At 69.0% G+C, this 21517-nt stretch carries 21 protein-coding genes; 16 read left to right on the forward strand and 5 right to left on the reverse strand.

Annotation, left to right across the window (positions count from 1 at the left end; genetic code table 11):
• Positions 1 to 170 precede the first annotated feature (170 nt).
• The 13 genes from Ahu01nite_RS25440 (at position 171) to Ahu01nite_RS25500 (ending at position 13197) form a co-directional block, all read left to right on the forward strand.
• Positions 171 to 1472, forward strand: a complete 1302-nt coding sequence (locus Ahu01nite_RS25440) for an ABC transporter substrate-binding protein (RefSeq protein WP_203839144.1) — start codon at positions 171 to 173, stop codon at positions 1470 to 1472.
• Complete coding sequence (locus Ahu01nite_RS25445; RefSeq protein ID WP_203839145.1) at positions 1469 to 2455, forward strand: carbohydrate ABC transporter permease; 987 nt, start codon at positions 1469 to 1471, stop codon at positions 2453 to 2455. The genes Ahu01nite_RS25440 and Ahu01nite_RS25445 overlap by 4 nt, the downstream gene beginning before the upstream one ends.
• On the forward strand, positions 2455 to 3297 hold the full coding sequence (locus tag Ahu01nite_RS25450; RefSeq protein WP_203839146.1) for a carbohydrate ABC transporter permease: 843 nt from the start codon (positions 2455 to 2457) through the stop codon (positions 3295 to 3297). Before Ahu01nite_RS25445 ends, Ahu01nite_RS25450 begins: the two co-directional genes overlap by 1 nt.
• A gap of 31 nt (positions 3298 to 3328) precedes the next feature.
• Entirely contained in the window at positions 3329 to 4342 is a 1014-nt protein-coding gene (locus Ahu01nite_RS25455) for a LacI family DNA-binding transcriptional regulator (protein ID WP_239159123.1), read from the forward strand.
• A gap of 77 nt (positions 4343 to 4419) precedes the next feature.
• Positions 4420 to 5529: a glycoside hydrolase family 53 protein gene (locus Ahu01nite_RS25460; protein WP_203839148.1), complete on the forward strand. Its 1110-nt coding sequence runs from the start codon at positions 4420 to 4422 to the stop codon at positions 5527 to 5529.
• A 78-nt stretch (positions 5530 to 5607) separates the two neighbouring features.
• A complete protein-coding gene (locus Ahu01nite_RS25465; RefSeq protein WP_203839149.1) occupies positions 5608 to 7644 on the forward strand; it encodes a CHAT domain-containing protein in 2037 nt (678 codons plus the stop codon).
• A 19-nt stretch (positions 7645 to 7663) separates the two neighbouring features.
• Complete coding sequence (locus Ahu01nite_RS25470) at positions 7664 to 8170, forward strand: trypco2 family protein (RefSeq protein WP_203839150.1); 507 nt, start codon at positions 7664 to 7666, stop codon at positions 8168 to 8170.
• 4 nt (positions 8171 to 8174) lie between these two features.
• Positions 8175 to 8981 carry an alpha/beta fold hydrolase gene (locus Ahu01nite_RS25475; RefSeq protein WP_203839151.1) on the forward strand — a complete coding sequence of 269 codons (807 nt, stop codon included), beginning with the start codon at positions 8175 to 8177 and terminating at the stop codon, positions 8979 to 8981.
• 84 nt (positions 8982 to 9065) lie between these two features.
• On the forward strand, positions 9066 to 9794 hold the full coding sequence (locus Ahu01nite_RS25480; protein ID WP_203839152.1) for an ABC transporter ATP-binding protein: 729 nt from the start codon (positions 9066 to 9068) through the stop codon (positions 9792 to 9794).
• A complete protein-coding gene (locus Ahu01nite_RS25485) occupies positions 9791 to 10543 on the forward strand; it encodes an ABC transporter permease subunit (protein ID WP_203839153.1) in 753 nt (250 codons plus the stop codon). The genes Ahu01nite_RS25480 and Ahu01nite_RS25485 overlap by 4 nt, the downstream gene beginning before the upstream one ends.
• Positions 10544 to 10559: 16 nt before the next feature.
• Positions 10560 to 11873, forward strand: coding sequence for a sensor histidine kinase (locus Ahu01nite_RS25490; protein ID WP_203839154.1), 1314 nt, complete (start codon positions 10560 to 10562; stop codon positions 11871 to 11873).
• On the forward strand, positions 11870 to 12520 hold the full coding sequence (locus Ahu01nite_RS25495; RefSeq protein ID WP_203839155.1) for a response regulator transcription factor: 651 nt from the start codon (positions 11870 to 11872) through the stop codon (positions 12518 to 12520). The genes Ahu01nite_RS25490 and Ahu01nite_RS25495 overlap by 4 nt, the downstream gene beginning before the upstream one ends.
• Before the next feature lie 47 nt (positions 12521 to 12567).
• The gene (locus Ahu01nite_RS25500) at positions 12568 to 13197 is read left to right on the forward strand and encodes an SMI1/KNR4 family protein (protein WP_203839156.1); all 630 of its coding nucleotides are present in this window, start codon (positions 12568 to 12570) and stop codon (positions 13195 to 13197) included.
• Positions 13198 to 13231: 34 nt separating this feature from the next.
• Here the strand turns inward: Ahu01nite_RS25500 and Ahu01nite_RS25505 are convergent, their stop codons facing one another.
• Both Ahu01nite_RS25505 and Ahu01nite_RS25510 read right to left on the reverse strand, forming a co-directional pair.
• Positions 13232 to 14386 (reverse strand): 4-hydroxybenzoate 3-monooxygenase, encoded by a 1155-nt coding sequence (locus Ahu01nite_RS25505; protein WP_203839157.1) that lies wholly within the window; start codon positions 14384 to 14386, stop codon positions 13232 to 13234.
• The gene (locus Ahu01nite_RS25510) at positions 14338 to 15228 is read right to left on the reverse strand and encodes a helix-turn-helix domain-containing protein (RefSeq protein ID WP_203839198.1); all 891 of its coding nucleotides are present in this window, start codon (positions 15226 to 15228) and stop codon (positions 14338 to 14340) included. The genes Ahu01nite_RS25505 and Ahu01nite_RS25510 overlap by 49 nt, the downstream gene beginning before the upstream one ends.
• Before the next feature lie 57 nt (positions 15229 to 15285).
• On the opposite strand from Ahu01nite_RS25510, the gene Ahu01nite_RS25515 reads away from it, so the two are divergent.
• Together Ahu01nite_RS25515 and Ahu01nite_RS25520 are read left to right on the forward strand one after the other, a co-directional pair.
• Entirely contained in the window at positions 15286 to 15669 is a 384-nt protein-coding gene (locus Ahu01nite_RS25515; protein ID WP_203839158.1) for a hypothetical protein, read from the forward strand.
• Positions 15654 to 16484: an SDR family oxidoreductase gene (locus Ahu01nite_RS25520; RefSeq protein WP_203839159.1), complete on the forward strand. Its 831-nt coding sequence runs from the start codon at positions 15654 to 15656 to the stop codon at positions 16482 to 16484. The genes Ahu01nite_RS25515 and Ahu01nite_RS25520 overlap by 16 nt, the downstream gene beginning before the upstream one ends.
• 473 nt (positions 16485 to 16957) lie before the next feature.
• Here the strand turns inward: Ahu01nite_RS25520 and Ahu01nite_RS25525 are convergent, their stop codons facing one another.
• Both Ahu01nite_RS25525 and Ahu01nite_RS25530 read right to left on the reverse strand, forming a co-directional pair.
• A complete protein-coding gene (locus tag Ahu01nite_RS25525) occupies positions 16958 to 17254 on the reverse strand; it encodes a helix-turn-helix domain-containing protein (RefSeq protein WP_203839160.1) in 297 nt (98 codons plus the stop codon).
• Between the two features lie 152 nt (positions 17255 to 17406).
• A complete protein-coding gene (locus tag Ahu01nite_RS25530) occupies positions 17407 to 17559 on the reverse strand; it encodes a hypothetical protein (protein ID WP_203839161.1) in 153 nt (50 codons plus the stop codon).
• 115 nt (positions 17560 to 17674) lie between these two features.
• Between Ahu01nite_RS25530 and Ahu01nite_RS25535 the strand changes: the two genes are divergently transcribed.
• A complete protein-coding gene (locus tag Ahu01nite_RS25535; RefSeq protein ID WP_203839162.1) occupies positions 17675 to 18127 on the forward strand; it encodes a DinB family protein in 453 nt (150 codons plus the stop codon).
• Here Ahu01nite_RS25535 and Ahu01nite_RS25540 read toward each other — a convergent pair.
• The gene (locus Ahu01nite_RS25540) at positions 18108 to 21344 is read right to left on the reverse strand and encodes a GH92 family glycosyl hydrolase (protein ID WP_203839163.1); all 3237 of its coding nucleotides are present in this window, start codon (positions 21342 to 21344) and stop codon (positions 18108 to 18110) included. The genes Ahu01nite_RS25535 and Ahu01nite_RS25540 overlap by 20 nt on opposite strands.
• Between the last annotated feature and the right edge of the window lie 173 nt (positions 21345 to 21517).

The raw sequence follows: 21517 nt of genomic DNA on the forward strand, positions 1-21517 counted from the left end.
CGCTTGAGGCCTGTAACCGGTCACAGGCGTGTGGTCGGAAGATACACCCCGTTAACCGGGTTGACGCAAGGTCTTGACATGGCCGTAAACGAGCATCACTGTAACCGGTCACAGGCACTCCACCGGACGTCCTTCTCCGGTGGGGGTTGCCTTCCGATCGAGGAGGATCGATGAAAAAGGCACTCGTCGGCGTATTCGCCGCATCCCTTCTGCTCCTGGCGTCCGGCTGCAGCGGCAGCGACGACTCCGACACCGGCTCCGATGCCGGTGGCAAGGTCGACCTGACGTACTGGACCTGGACCCCGAACATGGACAAGGTCGTCGAGACCTGGAACGCCGCCAACCCGAACATCCACGTGACCGTGAACAAGCAGGACGGCGGCGACCCGGCCGTCACCAAGCTGCTCACGGCGATCAAGGCCGGCAGCGGTGCGCCGGACGTCATGCAGGCCGAGTACCAGAAGGTTCCGACCCTGGTCTCGGCGGACGCGCTCGCCGACATCAAGGACGAGGCCGGCTCGCTCAAGGACAAGTTCCCCGAGTCCAACTGGAATTCGGTCACTCTCGGCGGCGACTCCGTCTACGCGGTGCCGCAGGACAACGCCCCGCTGATGTTCTTCTACCGCAAGGACGTCTTCGACAAGCTGAAGATCGCCGCGCCGAAGACCTGGGACGACTACGCGGCGGCAGCCAAGAAGATCCACGCCGCGAACGCGAAGCAGTACCTCGGCACGTTCTCCGCGACCGACGCCGGGCTGTTCACCGGTCTCGCCCAGCAGGCCGGCGCCTCCTGGTGGGGCATCAACGGCGACACCTGGTCGGTCAACATCAACGACGCCGCGACGCAGAAGGTCGCCGGCTACTGGGGTGGCCTCGTGCAGGAGGGCTCGGTCCTCAACACCCCGATGTACACCCCGGAGTGGAACGCGGCACTCAACGACGGAACGCAGGTCGGCTGGGTCAGCGCGGTCTGGGCGCCCGGCGTGCTCGAGGGCAACGCCGCCAGCACCAAGGGCAAGTGGGCCGCCGCCCCGATGCCGCAGTGGGACACCGCCGCTCCCAAGACCGGCAACTGGGGTGGCTCCGCGACCGCGGTGACGACCCAGAGCAAGCACCCGAAGCAGGCCGCCCAGTTCATCCAGTGGCTGAACACCGATCCGGCCGCGATCAAGCTGCTGGCGAGCCAGGCGAACGTCTACCCCGCCGCGATCGACTCGTCCGCGGCGCTGACCAGCCCGCCGGCGTTCTTCGCGGACCAGGCGGACTTCTACACGCTCGCCTCCGACGCCGCGAAGATCGGTAACCCGTTCACGTACGGGCCCAACGTCAACGTCGCGTACAGCGCCTTCAACGACGCGTTCGGCAAGGCCGCCGAGTCCAAGCAGAGCGCGCAGTTCACCGCGGCCCTGGCCACGATGCAGTCGCAGACCGTCGACGACATGAAGAACTCCGGCTTCAAGGTCGCCGGATGACCACGGTGCCTGCGATCGAGCAGCCCGCCACGGAGAGGTCCGCCGCCGTTCCCACGGCGGCGGGCCGCCCCCGGCGCCGCAGCCACAGTCGGCGCGCGGGCACCCCGTACGCGTTCCTCGCCCCCGCCATCGTGCTGTTCGTGGCGTTCCTGGGCGCACCCATCGTCTACGCCGCGTACCTGAGCCTGCGCAAGGTGAAGGTCTCCGGGCTGGGCCTCGGCTCCGGCTCGCGCACCGAGATCTGGGCCGGCCTGAGCAACTACGCCCGCTCGCTGACCGACCCGGAGTTCCTGCCCAGCGTCGGCCGGATCGGCGCGTACGGGCTGATCGTCGTCCCCGTCATGCTCGGGCTCGCGCTGCTCTTCGCCCTGCTGCTCGATGCGGGCCGGACGAAGGTCGGCGGCTTCACGCGTACGGCCATCTTCCTGCCCTATGCCGTGCCCGCCGTCGTGGCGTCCCTGCTCTGGGGTTTTCTCTACCTGCCCCGGGTCAGCCCGATCAACGACGTCCTCGAGGGCATCGGCGTCGGCTCCCCGAACCTGCTCGGCTCGTCGTGGATCCTCTACGCGGTCGCCAACATCGCGGTCTGGGGTGGCACCGGCTTCAACATGATCGTGCTCTACACCGCACTCAAGGCGATCCCCCAGGACATGTACGAGGCGGCCCGGCTCGACGGCGCCACGGAGATCCAGATCGCCTGGCGCATCAAGATCCCGATCATCGCGCCCTCGATGGTGATGACGTTCGTCTTCTCGCTGATCGCGACGCTGCAGGTCTTCGCCGAGCCGATGACGCTGCGCCCGCTCAGCAACACCATCTCGTCCACGTGGACCCCGCTGATGAAGGTCTACCGGGACGCCTTCACGCGGGACGACATCTACTCGGCGGCGGCGACCTCGGTCATCATCGCCCTCGCGACGTTCGCGCTCTCCTTCGGCTTCCTCAAGCTCGTCGGGTCGCGCGCCTTCCGGCAGGAGGACTGATGGCGGTTTTGGTAAAAAAGCGCAGCTCCACCGCCACCATCCTGCTGCTTCTCGGCGCGCTGTACTGCCTCGCGCCCGTGCTCTGGGTGCTGGTCGCCGCGAGCAAGAGCTCCACCGAGCTGTTCTCGACGTTCACGTTCGCGCCGAGTACGCACCTGTTCGACAACATCGCGGACCTGTCGAACTACCGCGACGGCCTCTACTGGCGCTGGATGGCGAACACCGCGCTCTACGCCGGCGTCGGCGCGCTCGCGTCCACGTTCGTGTCGGCGATGGCGGGCTTCGCGCTGGCGAAGTTCCAGTTCCCCGGCAAGAGCGTCGTGTTCAACATGGTCCTCGCCGGTGTGCTCGTGCCGGGTGTCATCCTGGCGATCCCGCAGTACCTGCTGCTGGCCAAGGTCGGGATGACGAATTCCTACTGGTCGGTGCTGCTGCCGAGCATCATCAGCCCGTACGGCATCTATCTCGCCCGCATCTTCGCCGCCGCGGCCATCCCCAACGAGGTCCTCGAGGCCTCCCGCGTGGACGGCGCCGGCGACTGGCGCACGTTCGTCACGGTGGTGCTGCCCATGATGCGCTCCGGGCTGGTGACGGTGTTCCTGTTCCAGTTCGTCGCCGTGTGGAACAACTTCATGCTGCCGTACATCATGCTCGGCAACGACAAGTTGTTCCCGATCACGGTCGGGCTCAGCGGCCTGCTCAACCAGGGCGCGCAGCAACCGTCGATGTACACGTCGGTGGTGACCGGGGCACTGCTGTCGATCGTGCCGCTCATCGCGCTCTTCCTGGCCCTGCAGCGTTACTGGCAGGTAGACCTGGCGTCCGGCGCGGTCAAGGGCTGAGAGGCGAGAGGTGACCTCTATGATTCCTGGCGTGCGCAAGCGACCCACTATTCGCGACGTCGCTCGCGAGGCCGGGGTCTCCTATGCCACCGTCTCCCGGGTCCTCAACGGCCGGGAGTGGGTCAGTCCCGAAGCCGTCAAGGCGGTCACCGACGCCATCGCCCGCACCGGCTACACCGCCAACCAGCATGCCCGCTCGCTGGCCACGGGCCGCTCCGGCTCGATCGCGTTCCTGCTGACCGAGCCGCAGCACCTGCTCTTCCGGGACCCGAACTTCGCGGTCCTGCTGCGCGGGGTGGCCCAGGCGATGTCCGCGCACGAGCTGACCCTGATCCTGATGATCGCGGCGACCCCGGAGGAACGCACCCGCGCGGTGACGTACCTCAACGGCGGCCACGTCGACGGGGTCCTGCTGGTCTCGCCGCACTCCGGTGACCCGCTGCTCGGGCAGCTCGTGCAGGCCAACGTGCCGATCGTCGCGTGCGGCAAGGTGCTCGGGCACGAGACGACGATCAGCTCGGTCGCCGCCGACGAATGGGCCGGTGCCCGGTCCGCGGTGGAGCACCTGCTCGCCGCGGGCTGCCGGCGCATCGCCCACATCGCCGGGCCGGAGGACACCTCCGGCGGCGTCGACCGGCTCCGTGGCTACGCCGACGCGCTGACCTCGCACGGGATCGCGGTCGACGAGGCGTACATCGCGCACGGTGACTGGAGCCACGAGAGCGGCGCCGCCGCCATGCGGGAACTGCTCGACCGGGTGCCCGACCTGGACGGCATCTTCGCCGGATCCGACGCCATGGCCGCCGGGACGCTGCCCGTGCTGCGCGAGGCCGGCCGCGACATCCCCGGTGACGTACGCATCGTCGGGTTCGACGACTCCGGGCTCGCCGCCACGCTGCACCCCCCGCTGAGCACGGTCCGCAACCCGCTGGACCGGATCAGCGAGGAAATGGTCCGGCTCCTCACCGACCTCATCGCCGGGCGTACGCCGCTGTCGATCACGGTCCCCACCTCGCTCATGCTCCGCGAGTCCTCACCCTCCTGATCTTTCTCTCCCGTTTCGGCTACACCCGGCATCGCCACCGGTGCCGTCGTATATTCCCCTGCCGGAAAGGTCCCAAGATGCACCGTCGCATCCGGGCATTGGTCGCCGCCGTCGGCGCCATGGCCCTCGTCCTCACCGCTCCCACACCCCCGGCCTCCGCGGCCACGACCCTCACCATGCTCGGCGCCGACGTGTCGTCACTGCAGCGCAGCCTCGACCTCGGGGCCAAGTACTACAACGCCGCCGGCACCGCGGCGGACCCGCTCGACATCCTCAAGTCGGCCGGCGCGAACTACGGCCGCCTGCGGATCTGGAACAACCCCGCCAGCGGTTACAACAACAAGGCCAAGGTGCTCCAGCAGGCCAAGACGCTGAAGGCGAAGGGCCTGAAGCTGCTCATCGACTTCCACTACTCCGACACGTGGGCCGACCCGGGCAAGCAGTACAAGCCGGCGGCGTGGAACTCCCACACCCTCGCCCAGCTGCAGACCGACGTCTACAACTACACGTACGACATCTGCACCAGCCTCAAGGCCCAGGGCACCACCCCGGACTCCGTGCAGATCGGCAACGAGATCAACGTCGGCATGCTCTGGCCCGAGGGACAGGTCAGCAACAACAACTTCGCGCCGCTCGCGAGCCTGCTCAAGCAGGGCTACAACGCGACGAAGGCCTGCAACAGCGCCACCCAGGTCATGATCCACGTCGCGGACGCCGACAGCATGGCCAACGCCCGCTGGTTCTTCGACGGCATCAAGGCGCAGGGCGTCAGCTGGGACATCAGCGCGCTCTCGTACTACTGCATGTGGCACGGCACGCTCGCCAACCTCTACAACGTCATCGCCGACGTCAAGTCCCGCTACGGCAAGCCCGTGGTGATCGCCGAAACGGCGTACCAGTTCACCACCGCCGACGCGGACAGCGAGAAGAACTCCATCCCCGGCACCGTCCTCTGCGACAACATCCCGGCCACCTTCGCCGGCCAGGCCCAGCAGTTCACCTACGTCCAGAACACGGCCCGCAACGCGGGGGCCATCGGCGTCTTCTACTGGGAACCCACCTGGTACGCCATCAAGGGCAACGGCTGGGACCCCGCCAACATCAACGGTACGGGTGACGGCTGGGACAACATGGCCACGTTCGACTGGACCGGCCACGTGAACCCGAACATCCGCTGGACCCCGTAACACCCTGACCGCCGGAAGGTGGGGACGGCCCACCGAACCGCCCCCACCTTCCAGCGACACTGGTCCATACTCAATGGCGTGCCGAGCCCGTCACTGATCCTGCGAGTGACGCCCGTCCGTCTCGGCCGGATGCGCGACCCGGACCCGGACACGGACGTCCACCCGGTCTTCGTCACCCGCGACGGCGAGGTTCTCGACCTCGGCCGCCGGCCGTCCTGCCTGACCCTGCTCACAAAACGGTGTCTCGCCAGGCACGACGTCTACACAGGTACGGCCGAACGCGAGCTCCTGCCTTTCGCACCACTGCGCGTCACGTTCTTCGTGCACGACCCGGTGGCGCTGGTCCGCACCCTGCCAGGCGATCTGGTTGTCTTCCTCGGCGAACACCTTGCGAGCTCGAGCAGCGCCTCGGCCGCGCAGAGCCTGATCGGGCGGCAGTTCACCGAGGGGATCACGATCCTCGACGTGGTGACGCTCACCCCGGAGCTGGACGACGGCGATCTCCTAGGTGAGCCCGAGCCGCCACCGTGGGGACCCCGACCCCGGAACTGGGGCGATCCGAGCACGGACCTCGACCAGCCGCCGCCCCCGGTATTTCACGAATACCCGACGCAGCAGGGGAATTTCCCGGGCGACGCCTACTCGACATGGTCAGGAACAGGGGGCGGTAGTAATCCGGGAGCGATCGCGGAGGCGGACGGGACCGTGCGTTCACTGGTCGGGGAAGCACCGGCCGGTGTACGGGTGGGGGCGGAGTTCAGCCTGGTCGTGCGGATCTCGGCCGAGCAGCCGTGGCCCGGGGCGCGGTCGGCCCTGGTCGAGAACCTGCTCGTCGGACCCGCCGGGCAGGAGGTGGTGCTGCTGGTGCAGCCGGATTTCGGGCTGACCGGCGAAGATCTCCAGGCCACCGTGCGGGTGCCGTTCCGCGGCGGGTCCCAGCCCGTACGGTTCGGCTTGCGGGCCACTCGGGGTGGGCTGCGGCATCTGCGGATCTCGGCCTGGCTGGGCGGCACGATGCTCGCCGAGCTGCCGATGGAGGTTTCCGCGGAGGAGCGGCCCGGCGACAACAGCGTCCAGACTCAGCGGGCGCCGGTCGGGGAGCTGCGATCCGATCCCGGTGACGTGACCATGCAGGTGCACTTCGACGGCAGCCGGTATTCGTTCCAGCTCGTGTCCACCGGGTACTGGTCGGATCCCGCGGTGGCACGGTCACTGACGGATGCGCCGGGTGCCGCGGTCGAGCGTACGGTCGAAATGCTCCGTAGGCTGGCGGCCGGGCGCACCGCGTATGGACCGGGTGCGGCCCGCCGATGGGTCCGCGAGACGGGTGTCGGGCTCTGGCAGGACCTGGTCCCCGAGCCGATCAAGGACGCCTTCTGGGAGTTGCGCGACGACATCGGCTCGTTCACGATCGCCTGCGCCGACGACGCCGTGCCGTGGGAGCTGCTGCATCCGCTGGGCCGGGGCCGGGATCACGGGTTCCTGGCCGAGCAGTTCCCGGTGCTGAGAAGGGTGCTCGGCCAGCATTCGGCTGCCCGGATCAGCCTGGCCGACCCGCACTTCGTCGTGCCGCCCGGATCTCCCGCCGACGCCCACGCGGAGGCAGACACCCTCTCCCGGATCTTGCCGGGGCCCTTGCTGTCCAGGCTGGACGAGCTGCTGGACCTGCTGGACCGCGAAGACGCCGGCCTGCTGCATTTCGCCTGTCACAACGCGTTCTCCGCCACCCAGGGCGGCTCATCGATCACCCTGGACGGCGGCGCCTTCGTGCCGCTGATGCTCAACAGTGCTGTGGCGCAACGCAGCCTGGACAGCCGTCGCCCCCTGGTCTTCGTCAACGCCTGCCGCAGCGCCGGAGCGGCTCCCGAGTACACCCGGATGATGGGCTGGGCCGATCAGTTCATGCGCGCCGGCGCGGGGGCCTTCGTCGGGACGTTGTGGCCGGTCAGCAGCGCGCGGGCGGCCGCCTATGCGGAGGTCTTCTATGCGGAGCTGACCCGCGGTACCGCGCTGGGCCAGGCATCGCTCCTCGCCAGGCTGGCGATCGAGGACGAGAGCGACCCGACATGGCTCGCCTACACCACGTACGGCGACGCGAGCAGTCGCGCCGCGTGACCCGAACCGAGGAGAGCACATGGATGTCATTGACGATCGCGTGACCGTCGCGGAGCTGATCGCGACGGTGAAAGAGGTGATCGTCGCGGCCAACCTCTCGGCCACCCAGCCCGGCCGGGACCTCCGCGTGGCGAGCATCGAGATCACGCTGCACACCCTGGCGACGAGGACGGCCGGTGGCGTGGCTGATTTCCGCATCCCGGTGCTGGGTCTCCAGGTGAAGCTCGGGCGCACAATCTCCCGGACGGACCTGCACACGCTGACGATCACCCTCAGGCCGCCGGCCCCCGCCCGGACGGTCGAGCTGCGCGGCCCCGCCCTCGACGAGATCCTGGTCGAAGCGATCGAACGGGTCCGCACGGCAGTGGCGACCGCCGCCCAGGGTGACGACCCGTTCGAGCTCGGCGAAAGCACCATCGACATCACCTTCGGCATCACGCAGGAGGGAAGCATCACCCTCGGTTTTGAAGGCAACCTCACCGACGACGTATCGCACACCCTGAAACTCCGGCTGGTTCCGGCCTGACCGGATGCGAACCTGGACAACCGGAACAGCCGGCCCGCACCCGCCGGTCGTTCTGGTGCACGGCGGCCCCGGCCTGTGGGACTACCTGCAGCCGGTCGCTTCGCTGCTCGATCCGGTGACCGTCGTGCACCGCTACGACCAGCCGTGGGACGGGCCGCACACCATCGCGCGATACGTCGCGGACCTCGAAGAGCTGCGCCGCCACTGGGGACACGAACGCTGGGTCGTCGCGGGACATTCATTCGGAGCAACCCTGGCTTTCGCGTACGCCCACCAGCATCCCGAACGCACCGCCGCGCTGGGGTACCTCAGCGGGGTGGGTGTCGGCGACTGGCGTACCGGATATCAGCGTTCGTGGCGCACGCGGATCTCCGCTGGGCAGGCCGAACGGCTCGCACTGCTGGAGGAGATGACCCGTACCCGCGACGAAGAAGTCGAGTTCCGGACACTCTCCTGGTTCACCGACCACGCCGACCCCGTGCAAGGCTGGAAATGGGCTGCTCAAGACGCCCAGCACGACGCGGCCATCAACTTCGAGGCAAACGCGCAGCTCAACGCCGAGACGTCAGCCTGGTCCGACGCGCAGGTGCTGGGCTGGGCGGGCGAGCTGACGATGCCCGCCTGGTTCGTGCACGGCGATCGGGACCCGCGGCCGCTCAGTTCGGTTGAACGGCTTGCTGCGGCCGTACCCCGTGGGCAATTGATCGTGATCCAGGGCGCCGGCCACCACCCCTGGCGTGAGCGGCCCGTCTCGTTCGGAGAGACGCTGCGCCGGCTGGTTGTCGGACTCCTGGGGGAAAACCCCCAGTAGAAGACTGGCGTCAGCCGGATCCCGCCCGGACGGCCGTTTGAATAGCGTCATCTTCCGTAAGCACCACCGACGGAAGGAGTCCGGATGATCGAGGCCCAGAACCTCACTAGACGATACGGCCGGACGGTTGCGGTCGACTCGCTCAGCTTCGACGTCCGGCCGGGCAGCGTCACCGGTTTCCTCGGTCCCAACGGGTCGGGCAAGTCCACCACGATGCGGCTGATCCTCGGGCTGGACCGGCCCGACGCCGGTCAGGTGCGGGTCGGCGGGCGCCGTTACCGCGAGCTGCGCTGGCCGCTGCGCGAGGTCGGCGCCATGCTCGAGGCGAAGGCGTTCCACCCGGGTCGCAGCGCCCGCAGTCATCTGGCCGCGCTGGCCGCCGGCAACGCGATTCCACGCACCAGGGTCGACGAGGTGCTCGACCTGGTCGGCCTGACCAGCGCGGCCGGTCGGCGGGCCGGGAAGTTCTCCCTCGGGATGGGGCAGCGCCTGGGTGTCGCCGCGGCGTTGCTGGGTGATCCGGCGGTGCTGCTGCTGGACGAGCCGGTCAACGGGCTCGATCCCGAGGGGGTCCGGTGGATCCGCAACCTGCTCACGTCGCTGGCCGCGCAGGGCCGCACGGTGTTCGTGTCCAGCCACCTGATCAGCGAGATGGCCCTGACCGCCGAGCGGCTCGTGGTGATCGGCCGGGGCCGGTTGCTCGCGAACACCACCGTCGCCGAGTTGTCGGCGGGGGCGGCATCGCTGGAGGCAGCCTTCTTCCGGCTGACCGGCGACTCGGTCGAGTATGCAGCGAAGGAGACAACGTCATGACCACCATCGCGGCCGCCCGGATGGAATGGATCAAGCTACGCAGCCTGCGCTCGACCTGGTGGACCCTCGCCGTCACGGTCGCCGGAACCGTCGGCATCGGTCTCGCCGTGGGCCTGAACAGCAAGGACGCCGCCGCTGACCTGACCAACAACGCGCTGGCCGGAGTGGTCCCCGGTCTGCTGCTGACGGGTGTGCTCGGCGTCCTGACCATGACGAGCGAATACAGCTCGGGCACGATCCGGGCCACGCTGGCAGTCGTCCCGCGTCGGGGCGTGGTCCTGGCGGCGAAGGCGGCGGTGTTCGGGGTCGTGACCCTGATCGTCGGGGAGGTCGCGGCGTTCACCGCGTTCCTCGCCGCAGCGACCACGGTGCGTCACGGCATCACGGCGCCCGCACTTAGCGATCCCGGGGTGCTGCGGGCGGTCATGCTCTCCGGGGCCGCGTTCTGCCTGATCGGGCTGCTCGGGCTGGGCCTGGGCGCGATCATCCGGCACAGCGCGGCCGCGGTCGGGGTGCTGGTCGCCGGGGTGTATGTGGTGGTTCAGGTCATCGGGTTCTTCGCGCACAGCGCCGCGGCGTACATGCCGATCCTGATCCTGGAGAATTCCCTCAGCACGACCAGGCCGGTGACCTGCGGGGCATCATGCCCGGACTTTCTCTCCGCGTGGGCCGGGCTCGGCATGCTCTCGCTGTACGCCGTGATCGCGCTGGTCGCCGGCGGATGGTTGCTGGCCCGGCGGGACGCGTAGGCGGAGGATGGTTGCCATGGGCATCGGGGGGAACACGTTCACCCGGCGGGCGGGCGCAGAGCTGGTGTTCTGCCTGGCCGGGTTGCCGTTCATCGTGCTCAATCCGCTGGTGCTGCTCGTTCTCGCGGTGGACCTGAGCTGGCTGGTGACCAGCGGCGCGCGAGGCAACCCGTCCCCGGTCGACGTGGCCATCGGTGTTGTCTGCCTGGGACTGCTGCTGGTGCTGCTGGTGTCCACGCCGGCCGCCCGGCGGCTCGGTTCGCTGCAGCGGAGGCTCGCGACCCGGCTGCTCGGGACGCGGGTCGGGGCACCACTGTTCGATCCGGGCCCTCGCGACAAGGCAGGCTGGCGGGTCATGGCCTACCAGCTGGCCAAGCTGCCGGCCGGGCTGCTGGAGCTCTACGCCGCGTCCCTCTGGGTCTACGGACTGATCAACCTGAGCTACCCGCTGCTGTGGGGAGCGTTCCGCAACCACGAGCCGGGAGCCCAGCTGAGCCCATTGCCGGTGTTCACGCCGCTCGGCTGGTTCGGCGAGGGTACGTTCCACGTCGCGACCCTGCCCGGCACGTTCGCCGCGGCTTCGGCGGGTGCGGCGATGCTGCTGGCAGCCCCGTGGGCCACCCGGGCCGTCACGTCCGTCGATGCCTGGCTGATCCGCGGCCTGCTCGGGCCCGGGCAGCTGGCGCAGCGAGTTTACGACCTGGAGCAGAGCCGGGCCCTCGCCGTCGACGACTCGGCCGCCCTGTTGCGCCGGGTCGAGCGGGACCTGCACGACGGCGCGCAGATGCGGCTGGCTACGCTCGCCATGAACCTCGGCATGGCCCGGGAGAAGCTCGGCCACCACGGCGAGGTCCCGGATGCCGAGGCCGCCCGTGAGCTGGTCGACGCGGCGCTGCGGGGAGCCAAGGACGCGCTCGGCGAGCTGCGCGGCCTGGTCCGCGGGATCCACCCGCCGGTGCTCGACAACGGGCTGGCGGACGCCCTCACCTCGCTGGTCGCCGACAGTGCGATCCCCGTCGAGCTGGCGGTCGGCATCCCGGTCCGGCCCACCCCGGCGATCGAGACCATCGCCTACTTCTGCGCCGCCGAGCTGCTCGCCAACGCGGCGAAACACAGCTACGCCACCACGATCACCCTCCGGGCGGCCGTCCAGCGGGACGTGCTGCGACTCAGCGTCGGCGACGACGGCACCGGCGGCGCCGACCCCGCCGGAGGCAGCGGACTGTCCGGGCTCACGCAGCGGGTCGCCGTGGTGGACGGCGAGCTCACGATCGCGAGCCCACCCGGCGGCCCGACGACCATCACCGTCGCACTCCCGCTGCGCGCATGAAGGCGCGGGTGGTGATCGCGGAGGACGCGGCCCTGTTCCGGGCCGGACTCACCAGGCTGATCGAGGACCACGGCCACGAGGTGTGCGCCGCCGTGGGTGACGGCGATGCATTGCTGACCGCGGTGGCCGAGCACCAGCCCGACGTCGTGGTGGCCGACATCCGCATGCCGCCGACACACACCGACGAGGGCCTGCGCGCCGCACTCGAAATCCGCCGTCGCCACCCCCGCACCGGCGTGCTGGTGCTCTCGCAGTACATCGAAACCAAGTACACAGCCCGCCTGCTGGAGGGTAACGCGGCCGGCGCCGGCTACCTCCTGAAGGAACGGGTGGCCGACGTAGCCGACTTCACCGACGCCCTGACCCGCGTCGCCGCCGGCGGCACAGCCCTCGACCCCGAAGTCATCGCCCAACTCCTCCGCGTCAGCCGCCACGCCGCCGGCATCGCCGCCCTCACCGCCCGCGAACGCCACGTGCTCTCCCTGATGGCAGAGGGCCGCTCCAACAACGGCATCGCCGAAGCCCTCGTGGTCACCGGCGGCACGGTCGAAAAACACGTCGCCAGCATCTTCGACAAACTAGGCCTCCCCCAAACCGAAGCCGACAACCGCCGCGTCCTCGCCGTCCTGCGCCACCTGAGCTCATAGGCGCCGAACCGCCCCCATCCGGATGCCACCCTCCCTACTGTGAAAGCGTGGCCGACAACGTTGACGATGCCTGGAACCGCGTCGAATCATGGCTCCGGTTGAACGCCCCGGCGGTGTGGCGCCGGTTGGGCCCGCCCGCGACCGACGCCGAACTGGCCGAGGTGGAACAGGTTCACGGCGTGCGCCTCCCCGGCGACCTCGCCGCCTGGTGGCAGCGGTCGAACGGCATAATCGGCGACCCGGTCACCATCGCGACGATCATTCTCGGAACGCACACCCCGGCCTCGACCCACGACAGCATCGCGCGCGATGTGTTCGGCATGGACCTCACGAAGCAGCAGGCACGTGACGACGCCGACTATCGCAGCGGGCTGGAAACCTACCGAAGCGATTCAGCAGGCTGGGCGAACGACGAATGGGTGTGGCTGAACGAGTGGATCACCATCGGCCTCGACAGCGACTCCCTGTTCGTCGATTGCCGATCCGGTGCTCACCACGGCTGCGTCATGACGGCCTTCCGGGACGGCGGCCAGATCGGGCCACGCTGGCCGAGCATCACAGCGATGTGGACCGAGATCGCCGACCTCCTCGAGTCCGTGAACGCCCGCGACAAGCCCGAGATGATCGAGCTCGACGACGGCCAGGAATGGTGGATCCCGTCCAGTTGGTGGGCCTGACCATTGATACCCCCACCGGCTGGGCCAACAGATCTCAGGTGAGGGTGCCGGCCATGAGGTCGGCGAAGGCTTCGGCGGCCGGGGGTGAGGTGAAGAGGCGGTCGAGGCGGGCCTTGGCCAGTTTTCGGCGGAAGGGGTCGGCGGTGATGTCGTGGACCATTTCGGTGTACCAGCGGGAGAATTCCTGGTAGTTCCAGGTGCGCTGCAGGCAGACGTCGGAGTAGGCGCGCAGGCCGCTGTCGTCCTTGTTCTGCACGGCGGTGGTGATGGCTCGGGCGAGGGTGGCGGCGTCGGAGAGGGCGAGGTTCATGCCTTTGGCGCCCATGGGGGTGATGATGTGGGCGGCGTCGCCGACCAGATGGAGCTTGGCGTAGGTCATGGGCTCGGCTACGTAGCTGCGCATTTCGACGATTTCGCGGGCCGTGAAGGTGGCGGTGGGCAGGGAGTTGTCGCCGAGGCGGAGGCGGAGTTGCTGCCAGGCGTACTCGTCGGGCCATGATCGGGGGTCTTCTTCGCCGGGGCGGTATTGCAGGTAGAAGCGGCTGGACTGCGGGCCTCGCGCGAACTGGGCCGCGAAGCCGTGCGGGCTGATGCCCATGAGGGGGTAGCGCGGGGCGGGGGCGTCGGCCAGCATCGTGTACCAGCCGATGCCGTGGTCGAACGTGTATTCGGTGAGGACGCCCTCGGGGATGCTCGTGCGGCTGATGCCGTGGAAACCGTCGCAGCCCGCCACGTAGGCACAACGCAGCTCGTGCGAGACGCCGTCGGTGTCGCGGTAGGTGATCACAGGGGTGTCGAGGTCGTGCAACGCGATGTCGAGGGACTCGAAACGCAGAACCCCCTCGGGCAGCGCTGCGATGAGCCGGCGGACCAGGAGTTGCTGCGGGACGAGGTGGCTCGGGCGGTCGCCGGCGAGCGCGGGGACGTCGAGAAACCTGGGCTCGCCGTCGTAGCGGATCTCGAGTTTCGTCTCGACCGGGGCGCCCGCGAGGACCTGGTCGGCGAGGCCGAACTCGGTGAAGATCCGGGCCGCGTGGTTGTCCAGGATGCCGGCCCGCTGCCGATTCTCCACGTACGCCCGGGAGCGCACCTCGAGCACCACACAGTCGACGCCGTTGCGGCGCAGCAGGTTCGCGAGGGTCAGGCCGGCCGGTCCCGCGCCGATGATGGCGACGGTGGTGGATTCCATGCGGCTCCCTTGTGGAGGGTGGGCCTCATTATGGCGCGGAATCCGAGCGGCGTGGCGCCCGTACGCTGGTGGAAGTATTTGCTGAAGTTGGTGGCGCTGGTGAAGCCGAGCCGTGCGGCCACCTGGGCCGCGGTGTGGTCGCTGTGGGCGAGCAGCCGCCTGGCTTCCAGCACGACCCGCCGGTCGATGAAGTCCTTGGCGTTGAGGCCGGCTGCTGCCTGCGTGGCCCGCGAGACCGTGCGAGTGGAGTAGCCGAGCCTCCGCGCATAGTCCTCCAACCGCCGCGTCCTGGCGAAGTCCCGCTCGACGGCCTGCTGGAACCGCGTGAACACATCCGTCCGCTCCGGGTGGGCCGTGCCGTGCGAGAGCCGCAGCACGAGCGCGCAGAGCAGGTGCCGCAGGATCGCCTCACGCACACCCACCGGCCACGACTGCGCGAACGTGCCGGCCAGCCCTCCGTCGTCCCCGGCGTCGTACAGCACCGGGGCGTGCGGATCGTTGAGCCGGGCCTGCGCGGCGGTGGCGGAATCCAGGAAGTCGGCCTCGAAAAGGATCAGCGTGCCGTCGGCGCCGCGCAGGTCGCCCCACTGCTGCACCTGACCGGGGCGGACCCAAAGCCAGGTGCCGGGGGTGACGGCGTACCCGGTGAAGTCGACGGTGTGCCAGAGCGTGCCGCGGCTCGGGGTGAGCAGGTGATGGAACGCGGGCCGGTGAGCCTCCCCCAGCGTGGCGTGACCGCGCGCGTGAAGCTCGCCGAGGGTCATCACCTCGACCCCGGCCGGGCTGCCCGCGGGTGGCGCGAACCCGATCTCCGGGATGGCGTCTTGTCGCTTCTTGACCATCACGAGTCACCACCGTACCTGTTCCAGCCCGGTTTGCCGCCGTAGCGTGGACGTAATGTGAGCATCAACGAGATCCTGCGCCTGCTGGGCTGCGACACCCCCTCCGGCAACCCACGCGAGCTTCTAAGAGCAGTGCTGACCGTACGACCGCCAGGTCCCCTTCCCCCGCGGGTAGCACGCCTGCCGGACGACATCCGGGCCCGCACCCGATCTACCAGCGGCTCCGCGTACGGCCCGCGCGGCCTGCAACCCATCGACGGGTACGGTCACCAACCCGCCATGTACGCGCTGCAGGACTGGCTCGCCTCGGACGGCCGGCTCCTAGTCCTGGACATCGGCACCGGCTTCAACACCCCCACCGTCCCACCCACCCTGACCGGCCGCTCCCTGAGCATCGCCGCCGACGCCAACGAGGTCCTCCTGCCATGCCCCAGCCCGTAGCCATCACCGGCGCGACCGGCCAACTCGGCGGCCGAGTAGCCCGCCGCCTCGCCGCCGCCAACATCCCCCAGACCCTGCTCGTCCGAGACCCGTCCCGCGCGCCGCAACTGCCCGGCTGCACGGTCCTCCCCGCCGCCTTCACCGACCACGACGCGGTGATCGCCGCCCTCACCGGCGTACCCACGGCCCTGATGGTCTCGGCCTCCGAAACCCCGGACCGCGTCGCCCAGCACCAAGCCTTCATCGACGCCGCCGCGGCGGCCGGCGTCCAGCACCTGGTCTACATCTCGTTCTTCGGCGCCGCCCCCGACGCCACCTTCACCCTGGCCCGCGACCACTGGGCAACCGAGCAACACATCCGAGCCAGCGGTATGAGGTTCACGTTCCTGCGCGACAACCTCTATGCCGACTTCATGCCCGCCCTGGCAGGCCTGGACGGCGTGATCCGCGGCCCGGCGGGCACGGGGCGCGCAGCAATGGTCGCCCAGGACGACATCGCCGATGCCGCCGCAGCGGTCCTCACCAGCCCGGCCGCCCACGCCGGCCGCACCTACAACCTCACCGGCCCGGACGACGTCAGCCTCGCCGACGTGGCAGCCCTGCTCGGCCCAGGCTTCACCTACCACCCCGAGACGGTCGAGGAGGCCTACCGGTCCCGCGCGATCTACAACGCGCCATCCTGGCAACTCGACGCCTGGGTCTCCACGTACACGGCGATCGCGGACGGCTCCCTCGCCGGCCCCACCACCGACATCGCCACCCTCACCGGCCACCCTCCGACGCCCCTGAAGGAAGTCCTCAACCGCGCCGCCTGATGTCCGTGATCTGGCCGATGTGTGACATGGCTGCGCCCGGATTTCTGTTTACCGACATCCCATGATTGACGCATGACGCGTTGTCACATGTAAGCTCTCACCGGGCCAGCAGATCGGCAACGTGTGGGGAGGTCGCATCCATAATGGACGTCTGCTATGAGCACCTCACGGTCGTATGGCAACATCCCGCCAGCCGGCTGGCGCATCCGGTCGGCCTCCTGGCGAACCTCCCCGAGCCGACTACGGGGGAAGACGGCAGCAGCTGTAGCTTCTTCGTACCGGCCCGGCAGTTCCAGAATCCTGGTCACTATGGCCTGGGACCGCAACCACCTGCTCGGCCGAGTTCCCCACGCACTGCTGAGCCATGCCAACGCCCTCAAGCATTCCGGCGGCTACGAACTCGTCGTTCGCCGGATCAATCCACCCGACGTCCCCGCCCGTCAGCGACTCCTGGTGCGACTGGACGCCGATCCTCAGGCAGGCGCAACAACAGGGTCGTGCGGTCGGAACGCGATATCGAGCTCAGCCTCCAACGCAGCCGCCAACCGTGCCAGCAGCGGCACAGTCAGCGTGGCACCTCCGGCCTCGAGCCTCGAAAGCTGCGGCTGCGTCATACCAGCTCGGGCAGCAAGCTCGGCCTGGGTCAGTCCAAGCTCTGAACGCCGATCAAACACCATCTGCCCGAGCAACAGTGCCGCACGGGCCTCCTCGTAAGCCACGGCATGCTCATCAGCACCGGTCCGCTCCCAGCGAACATGACGTGTCGTCATCGTCGAGTCCCCCGTCGTGCCTCAATGCCATTTCCGTTCATACACATCAGTTGCGGGAGCATGGACGCTGTGGCCAGCCTCGCATGCTCGCTGCGCCGCGACCGCACGCGCGACTTCGGTTCGTTCAACCTGCCGAGTCTTACGGAACACAGTTAACGCTCACCCAGAGTTTCAGCTCGCTCGGCGAGTATGTCTGCCATCGCCTCGACCTTGACATAGTCCTTGAGCGGAAGCGTCTCGAGCCACTCCCGCACCTCAGGCTCAAGCTCGATCACGTAACGACGGCCCATCACCTGACCGAGCAAATACCTTCCTCGGTATATCGACTACCGCGATAGAGACCAGTGAGTGTTCGGCAGGGGCCGAAGTGTGTCGGACCTACGCTGGGTTTCCGGTCGGGATGGGGAGAGGTATGTGCTGATGAGTGACCCCGCGCAGGTCATAGAGGATGCCGTGGCCCACGCGCTGCGGCTGGCGGAGACGTGGACGGCGTGGGATAGGGAGCCGATTGCTGTTGAGGACCGGATCTATACGCCGCACAAGGCGATTCGACGCATCGCTGATCATCTCGTGGATCACCTGGCGGAGTTGGAGGCGCGCGTGGCCGGGCAGACCCCACTGGCCGACCATTGGCACGCGTCCGCCATCACCACCCCGGCTGACCTCGCGCCTTTCACCAGCGAAGATCTCGACGAGGCCCGCAGCCGCCTGACCCGCCTCGCGCAGATCTGGTCAGTGCGGTTGCGGGCTCTCGACGATGAGCGTCTCGACCGGGTGGAGGGCGACGCCTGGACGCTCAGGCAGGTCGCCTTCCACCTCGAGGACACGTTCTATGCGGACGCGGTCGGCGACCTCAGCCGAGGCCGAGGGTGAGGGCGTAGAGGTTGAGGCGGGGGTCGTTCGGCAGGGTGATGGAGCGGATCTGTTTGCCGGCCGTGAGGGGTAGGGCGGCGGCGAAGAGGCTGATCGGGGGTGCGTCGATGCCTGCGCCGGCCTTGATGCGGTGGGGCAGCGACAGCACCTGGGTGGTTCCCGCGGCTGCGGTGCCGCACCAGTCGGCGATGGTGACCGTTGCGGCCGAGGTGGTGCCGTCCGTGTAGCCGATGGTCAGGGCTGCGGTCACCGGGCCGTTGTAGGCCGTGGCCACCACGCTCGCTGTGGAATACGTGCCCGAGGGGAGCAGCAGGGATTGGCCCTTGGCCGAGACGAAGTTCGCCGACGTGCCCGTGGGGTCGGGCGCCTGGTAGGTGACGTTGTTCCAGGTCACCGGGCCGGCGGCGGGCAGGAGGTCGGCGTCGTAGGACCAGCCTCCCCCGTCGAAGTTGCCCTGCGCAGGTTCGGCCACTGTGGCCGTACCGTCGAGGTCCGGGGTGAGGGCGACCTGGCAGTGGGTGTCACCCACGCAGGTGGTGGGGGTGACGGCTGAGATCGTGGCCGTTCGGGTCACCGTGGGTGTGCCGGAAGCGCTCACCGAAACCGATATGGGGTACGCCCCCACGGCCGTCCCCGCCGGCGCCGAAACCGTCACGGTGTAGACCCGGCCCACCGGGAGATGGCGGCTGACCAGGATCTGGGGCAGCTTGGGTGTGACCGTCGCCTTGAAACCGGCCGGAACGACGGCAGTGACCCGGGGTGCGACGGCGAGCGGCGCCTGGGCCAGCACGTCCAGCGAAAATGTCGCTTTCGATGAAGACGAAGAACCCGCGGGAATGGCAGCCGAGGCGGGGCGCAAGGTCGCATCGATATGGGTACGCCCGTCAGCAGCCGCACTGTTGACCGACGGCGGCTGCGCGGCGACCGACGTCCCCCACGTCGAAGGCGTCGTGCCCAGGGTGTGGGTCAGCGTGCCACCGCGAGCGATCTGCGACCAGTCGACCCAGTTCTTGGCGACGTTGCGGCCGTTGAGGGAGACCCGCTGGATGTAGCGGTTGGTGTCCGAGGCGCCCGGGGCGTTGATCTGCAGGACGCCGCCGGAGCCGGTGCGGACCCTGGCCGTCGGGAACTGGGGGCTGGAGACGGCCAGGAAGTTGGCGCCGCTCATCGTCGGGTAGAGGCCGAGCGAGGAGAACACGTACCAGGCGCTCATGGTGCCGAGGTCGTCGTTGCCGGTCATGCCGTCCGGGCCGGTGGTGAAGAGGGTCTCCGCGGCGCGGACAACCGTCGCGGTCTTCGCCGGGTTGCCGGCCCAGTGGTACATGTACGGCGCGAGCAGGTCGGGTTCGTTGTTCGGGTTGTACGTGCTCTTCAGGTAGTAGTCGTAGGGGGCGGCGATCCAGTCGGTGCGCGCGGTGCCGGCGGGGTCGGTGAGCAGCTTGTTGTAGACGAAGAAGTCATCGAGGCGTTTCGTGGCCGCTGCCCGTCCGCCCATGAGCTGCACCAGGCCGGCCGGGTCCTGCGGGACGAGCCACTGGTACTGGTAGGCGCCGCCCTCGTGGAACTGCTCGTCGGCGTGGACCGGGTCGTACGGCGTGAGCCAGGTTCCCTCGACGGTGCGGGGGCGGAACTGCTTGATGGAGGAGTCCCAGAGGTTGCGGTACCACTGGCCGCGGCCGGCGAAGAGTTTCGCGTCGGCCTTCTTGCCGAGGCCGGCTGCCATCAGTGCCAGGGATGCGTCCGCCGCCGCGTACTCCAGGGTTGCCGAGGCAGGGTGGTTGCAGTCGTTGTCGCCGCCCTTGGCAACGCAGTCCGTGCCCAGTTTCAGCCCCGACGGGATGTAACCGCGGTCGGCGTAGTAGGCCTGCCCGGTCCGGCCGTTGTAGGGGGACTCCGCCGGCGGCTGGGTGGTGGCGTTCGCTTTCAGGAGGGCGTACGCCTCCTGTTCGTGCCCGGCGAGCAGGCCCTTCGACCAGGCCTCGACCAGGAACGGGGTGACGGGGTCACCGGTCATGATGTTGGTTTCGCTGTTGGCCAGCGCCCAGCGCGGCAGCCAGCCACCGTCACGGCCGATCGCGACCACCGACAGCGCGACGTCACGGGCCACGTCGGGGGCGAGCAGTTCGAGCAGCTGGTTCTGCGGGCGGTAGGTGTCCCACAGCGAGAAGTTCTGGTACGGCGTGTAGCCCGTGGCCGTGTGCGTCTTGCGGTCGAAGCCGACGTACGTGCCGTCAACGTCGCCGGCGAGGTTCGGGTGCAGCAGCGAGTGGTAGAGCGCGGTGTAGAACGCGCCGCGCCGTTCGTCCGTGCCGCCGCCGATCTCGATGCGGTCGAGCTCGTCGGCCCAGGTGGCGCGCAGGGCCGTGCGGGTGGCGTCGAAGTCGTACGAGTCGCCGGTCTCCGCAGTCAGGTTCTTGCGGGCGCCCTCGGAGCCGGTGTACGACAGGGCGACCTTGACGACGACGTCCCGGTCCGCGCTCGCGTCGAACGTGACCCAGGCGCCGTTGCCACCCGTGCCCGCGGCGTCGCGCGTCCCGGGCGAGAGCGCCGAGCCGCGCCAGCTGCCGTAGGACGCGAACGGCCGGTCGAAGCTGGCGGTGAAGTAGACGGTGTGGTCGTCCTTGCCGGCGCAGAAGTTGCCGGCGTGCACCCGGCCCTCGACCGTGCGGTCGCCGACGACGTGGATCTCCGAGTCGAAGACGGACTGGTTGGCCTTGCCGGTGTTGAACAGGACGTTCGCCGCGCCGGTCTCGGGGAACGTGTAACGCTGCCAGCCGGTGCGCGGGGTCGCGGTCAGCTCGGCCTGGGTCGCGTATTTCGACAGCCCGACGCGGTAGTAGCCGGGTGACGCTTCCTCGTCGTCGTGCGAATACGCCGACCGGTACGCGTTCGGGTCGGCGCTCGTGACCGCGCCGGTGGTGGGCAGCATCGGCAGCTCGCCGGCGACGCCGCAGCCCACACCCGAGAGGTGGGTCTGGCTGAACCCGTAGATGCTGTTCTGCTGGTAGTCGTAGCCGCCCTGGCCGCCCGTGTCGGGGCTGACCTGCACCATGCCGAACGGGCTGCTCGCGCCCGGGAACGTGTTGCCGAAGTTCTGCGTCCCGACGAACGGATGGACCAGGTCCACCGGATCATCGGCGGCAGCGGCCGAGGCAGCGGGCGGCGCCGCCGCAACGGAACCCAGTAGCAGAACGGCAGCAAGCAGCTGTCGGAGCATGGAGAAACCTCCGGTCAACGACGTCATCGTCCCGTGACAACGTTGTCACATGCCAGTGACAGATGTCAATGTGCTCCCGGATTGCTACCGGCCCGGTGGCTGTTCGCAGTAAAGAACCTCTCAAGTCGGGGTGCTGCCGACCCGATTGCGCCAGATGCAAGCCGCCCCCGACT

It is taken from the genome of Winogradskya humida (genome assembly GCF_016862215.1).
Taxonomy (GTDB): Bacteria; Actinomycetota; Actinomycetes; order Mycobacteriales; family Micromonosporaceae; genus Actinoplanes; species Actinoplanes humidus.